This window comes from Paenibacillus zanthoxyli JH29 (assembly GCF_000520715.1).
Classification (GTDB): Bacteria; Bacillota; Bacilli; order Paenibacillales; family Paenibacillaceae; genus Paenibacillus_AQ; species Paenibacillus_AQ zanthoxyli.
Window position 1 is genome coordinate 1 of the sequence record NZ_ASSD01000421.1, and the last position, 4521, is coordinate 4521.

At 55.3% G+C, this 4521-nt stretch carries 3 protein-coding genes and 1 pseudogene; all 4 read right to left on the reverse strand.

Annotated elements, in window-relative coordinates:
* On the reverse strand, nucleotides 1-1458 hold a 1458-nt coding region (locus tag L691_RS0115795; protein ID WP_036737238.1), incomplete at its 3' end, for a flotillin family protein.
* A gap of 29 nt (nucleotides 1459-1487) precedes the next feature.
* The gene (locus tag L691_RS0115800; protein WP_025691425.1) at nucleotides 1488-2003 is read right to left on the reverse strand and encodes a hypothetical protein; all 516 of its coding nucleotides are present in this window, start codon (nucleotides 2001-2003) and stop codon (nucleotides 1488-1490) included.
* A gap of 265 nt (nucleotides 2004-2268) precedes the next feature.
* The gene (locus L691_RS0115805; RefSeq protein ID WP_025691426.1) at nucleotides 2269-3432 is read right to left on the reverse strand and encodes an iron-containing alcohol dehydrogenase; all 1164 of its coding nucleotides are present in this window, start codon (nucleotides 3430-3432) and stop codon (nucleotides 2269-2271) included.
* Nucleotides 3433-3590: 158 nt separating this feature from the next.
* Nucleotides 3591-4521 (reverse strand): annotated as a pseudogene (locus L691_RS0115810) (UDP-glucose--hexose-1-phosphate uridylyltransferase); the annotation flags it as partial.

The window sequence follows — 4521 nt, forward strand, 5'->3', positions numbered from 1 at the left end:
AGAGGGTTGCGTGCCGGTCTTCGTCAGCCCCTTGATCAGCCCTTCCACATCGATACCCGAGACGCTCTTCAGCATTTCCGGTGCCGTCGCCATCAGCCCGGTCACATAATTGCTGACACGGGCTGCGCCCTCGCCATTCCCCGTATCGACTACCGTCAACTTATCGATGGATGACAGCGGCTCCGCAATGCGGCCCGCCAGCTCCGGCAGCATCTTAACGATAATGTCCAGTACAGCCGCCTCACCGAATTTCTGGAACGCTTCGGCCAGCTTCTCCTTCGCTTCCGCTTCGGCCAGACCGCGCAGACGGATAACCTCGGCGTCCGCCGTACCTTTGGCGCGCTCGGCGTCCGCGATGGCCTGGCCTTCGAGCCGCTTCTGCTCCGCGGTCGCTTTGGCCTGCGTCTCGATGCTGTACTGCTGCGCATCGGCTTCCCGCATCTTCCGCGCCTTCTCGGCTTCCGCCGCCTGCTCTACCGCATAGCGGTCCGCTTCCGCTTTCTTCTTCACTTCCGCATCGTACTGCTTCTCGCGGATCTGGATTTCCTTCTCCTGCAGATCGATTTCCCGCATCTTGCGGACGAGCTCGACCTTCATCTGCTCCTCCACCGCCGTCTGCTTGGCGCGAGCTTCCTGAATATGATAGGCCTGATCGGCGTCCGCCTTGGCCGTGTCCTGATCCCGCTTGAACGCGGCGATCTTCAGTTGATTGTCGCGGGAAGCCTCCGCGATATTCGTATCGCGCAAGAGCTCCGCCTTCTGTCCCTGCTCCTCGGCGCTGGCCTTCTGAATTCTCGCATCGCGCAGCGCTTCCGCCTCAGCGATCTCCGCATCCCGCTTGACGGCAGCAATCCGCGGTTTCCCGAGCGCTTCCAGATAGCCGTGCTTGTCCCGCACGTCCTTGATCGTAAACGAAACGATCTGGAGTCCCATCTTCTTCAGATCGCGTGCCGCCACACCCTGCACCTCCTGGGCGAACCGGTCGCGGTTTCTATATACTTCCTCCACCGTCATCGTTCCCAGAATGGCGCGCAAATGGCCTTCCAGCACCTCCTGAGCCTCCGCCTTCAGCGATTCAATCGGCTTACCCATAAACTGCTCGGCCGCCGTTGCGACATCCTCCACCGAACTGCCCACTTTGATGATAGCCACGCCGTCTGCAATTACAGGGACCCCCTGCTCGGTATAGACCTCCGGGGTCGTTACATCGAGCTTATGGGACAGCAGCGACATGAATTCGGCTTTCTGGAATACAGGCAAGATAAATGCCCCTCCGCCGCGTACTATCTTAATTTTCCTGCCGGAGCCATCGTCGGAAATATGGTTGCTGCCCAGAAAGGAGCCGGTCACAATCATCGCCTCGTCAGGGCCGACCGTTCTGTAACGCGCCCAGAAGGCCAGGCCAAGAACAATCAAGACAGCTATGACAACCACAGGAATCAATAAAAAATCAGGCAAACCAAACAATACAAATCCTCTCCTCTTCGTTATTCTAGTTCGGATACGAACGCGACGCCTTCGCTGACCTCCACGACAACTACTTTTGTTCCGGCAGTCAGAGGGCGGCGGTCAAAGCTTGCAGCCGTATGTAGGGTATTCGCGGCGCCGAATTTCACCATAACCTCGCCGAAGCCCTGCGCGGGAACGGGAACGCTGATTTCGCCAATTTTGCCGGGAAGCTCGCTCATGGAGAAGCCGGTGGACACTTCGCTTTTGTCCATCGGCTTTACAAAGCCCATATACAGCAGCACGCTCATAAAGGCGGATATCAGAAGAGACAGGATAAGAACCGCTCCGCCCTCAAGCCCGCTGTATCTGGTCAGCAGAATCCCCGCCCCGCCAAAAACGGTTATTCCTCCAGCCAAGACCGAGGGGCTGAGCACATCGAAGGACAGAAAATCAAACAATCCTCCAAGCGCATGCCCGATCAAATCACCTGCCAGCAAACTGACGAAGGCAAACAAAATTCCCAGCGCCAGACAGCTTAAGTACAGTGTGTGCATACCTTCTCCTCCCGCCCAGGCTAATCCTTACTAGAATAAACGTGATTAAAGGCCATTTGGTTTCAAAAATCTGGATTTTCCTTAGTATTGCAATGCTTCAGGAGCAGCTTACTCAAATATCTTAACAGAGCATTCTCTTGGCTTTGTGACATGCTGGGGCGCTATTGGTGTATGCCGGGTTAGATTTACATCCTAAAAAAGGGCGCGGCTTAGCCGCTGCCCTTTTTGCCCGCTTCCTTACTGTCTCGCTTAGCTTCATATTCCGTTACAGCGACATGGTGTAGATTTTAACCGTATCTTCCCGCTTAAGCTTGCGGAAGTTCCCGAACGGACCGAAACGGATCGCCTTGTCTGCCATTGCATCGATATGGCTTGCGTCGATATTATAATCCGCCAAACGGCTCGGAGCGCCGATGGAATCCCAGAAGCGCCGCAGGGCTTCGATGCCTTCAAGGCCAACCTCGCGGTCGCTTTTGCCGGAAGGATCTACGCCGAACACGTTCACCGCAAGCTGGCGGAACCGCTCAGGGCTTGCATCCAGATTATACTTCATCCACTGCGGGAACAGAATCGCCAAGCCGCCGCCATGCGGGATATCGTACACAGCCGAGACGGCATGCTCAATATTATGCGTAGCCCAGTCTCCGGCAAAGCCCATGCTCACCATACCGTTCAGAGCCATTGTGCCGCTGTACAGAATCGTCTCACGCAGCTCATAATTCTCAAGGTCGTTTACTAGTTTAGAACCGGCATCCATCATGGTCCGCAGCAGCGCTTCACAGAAGCCGTCCTGAACAGGTGTGTTGCCATCCGTGTGGAAATAATGCTCCAGGACATGCACCATCATATCCACAACGCCGTACACGGTCTGATCCCGGGGCAGAGAGAAGGTCAGCTCGGGATCGAGAATGGAGAATGCCGGGTAAGCGTAAGGGCTGCTCCAGCCTATTTTTTCCATCGTGGCTTCGTTTGTGATTACCGAGTTGCTGTTCATCTCCGAGCCGGTCGCCGCGATCGTCAGAATGGTGCCGAGCGGCAGCGCCCCCTGCGGAGCCGCCTTGCGCTCCACGAAATCCCACATATCGCCTTCGTATTTCGCTCCCACGGCGATCGCCTTGGCGCAGTCCAGCACGCTGCCCCCGCCGACGGCCAGAACCAGATCGATACCTTGACTGCGGCATAGATCGACGCCTTTATGTACGGTAGACAGGCGCGGATTCGGCTCGACTCCGGGAAGTTCCGTTACATTCGCGCCGATGCTTTGAAGCAGCGCGGTTACCTTATCGTATAAACCGCTGCGTTTAATGCTGCCTCCTCCATAGATAAGGAGTACATTTTTTCCGTATTTAGGGATTTCGGTGGTCAGCGCTTCAAGCGTTCCTTTCCCGAAAATGAGCCGGGTCGGATTATAAAATTGGAAATTACGCATTGGTTATGCCTCCATAATTTAGGATTAGTGCTGCTCCTCTATATTATAAACCCCTAACTTTTACCATACAAATTAGCGGAGAGTACGTGCCTGATTCCAAGAAAAAAGCCGGCTTCTCCCTAAAGAGAAACCGGCTATTTCAAAAGCCTGCCGCGCATTCAGGCCGCGCCAAAGCTATTGATGAAGCGCCGGAAAGCTTCCCGGCCTTCGGACGAGCATTTAAACACGCCCGCATGCTCCAGAATTTGTGTGAATTTGATGCCGACCTCGTTCCGGACCGTCCGGACGGCCTCCTCGCGATCCATTACCGTGCCGAACCGTCCGGTCAGCTCCGTGATCCAGTCCGCATGCTGGGCAAGCGGATGATCCGCGCCGCTGTTCAACGCTTCGAGCTCTGCCGTATTGCCGGCGAGAATATCTGCGACTCCATCCAGCTCATTCTTCAGCCGTCCCGGCAAAATCGCCAAGCCCATGACTTCGATGAGGCCGATATTTTCTTTCTTGATATGATGCATCTCCCGATGCGGGTGGAAAATGCCTTCGGGATGCTCCTCGCTGGTCCGGTTGTTGCGCAGCACCAGATCCATCTCATAGCCGCCGTCTTCGCTGCGGCGGACAATGGGAGTGATCGTATTATGGGGCCGCCGCTCGCCGCCGGCTTCCGAGAAGGCCAGAATATCGGCCGTAGGGTCGCTGTAGCTTTTCCATACTTCGTAAAGGTCGTTAGCGCATTCTAGCAGGATGTCCGGGTCCTCCCCATTCAGACGGATCACCGACATTGGCCACTTAACCAGCCCCAGACTAACCCCCGGATACTTCGGATGGTTAAAGCCTTGTTCAATAGGGGCCTTTTGAAGCGCAAAGGTATGGCGGCCTCCCTGAAAATGGTCATGCGTCAAAATAGAACCGCCCACAATTGGAAGATCCGCATTGGAGCCGATAAAATAATGCGGGAATTCGCTAACGAATCCCAGCAGCCGCTTCAGCGTTTCCTTCGTCAGCTTCATCGGCACATGATCGTGATGGAACACGATGCAGTGCTCGTTGTAATACACATATGGCGAATATTGAAAGAACCATTTTTCGCTA

Bases quoted from the DNA above. Each gene is read 5' to 3' on its own strand.
- L691_RS0115800 (WP_025691425.1), bottom strand. From the start codon at position 2,003: ATGCACACACTGTACTTAAGCTGTCTGGCGCTGGGAATTTTGTTTGCC.
- L691_RS0115805 (WP_025691426.1), bottom strand. From the start codon at position 3,432: ATGCGTAATTTCCAATTTTATAATCCGACCCGGCTCATTTTCGGGAAA.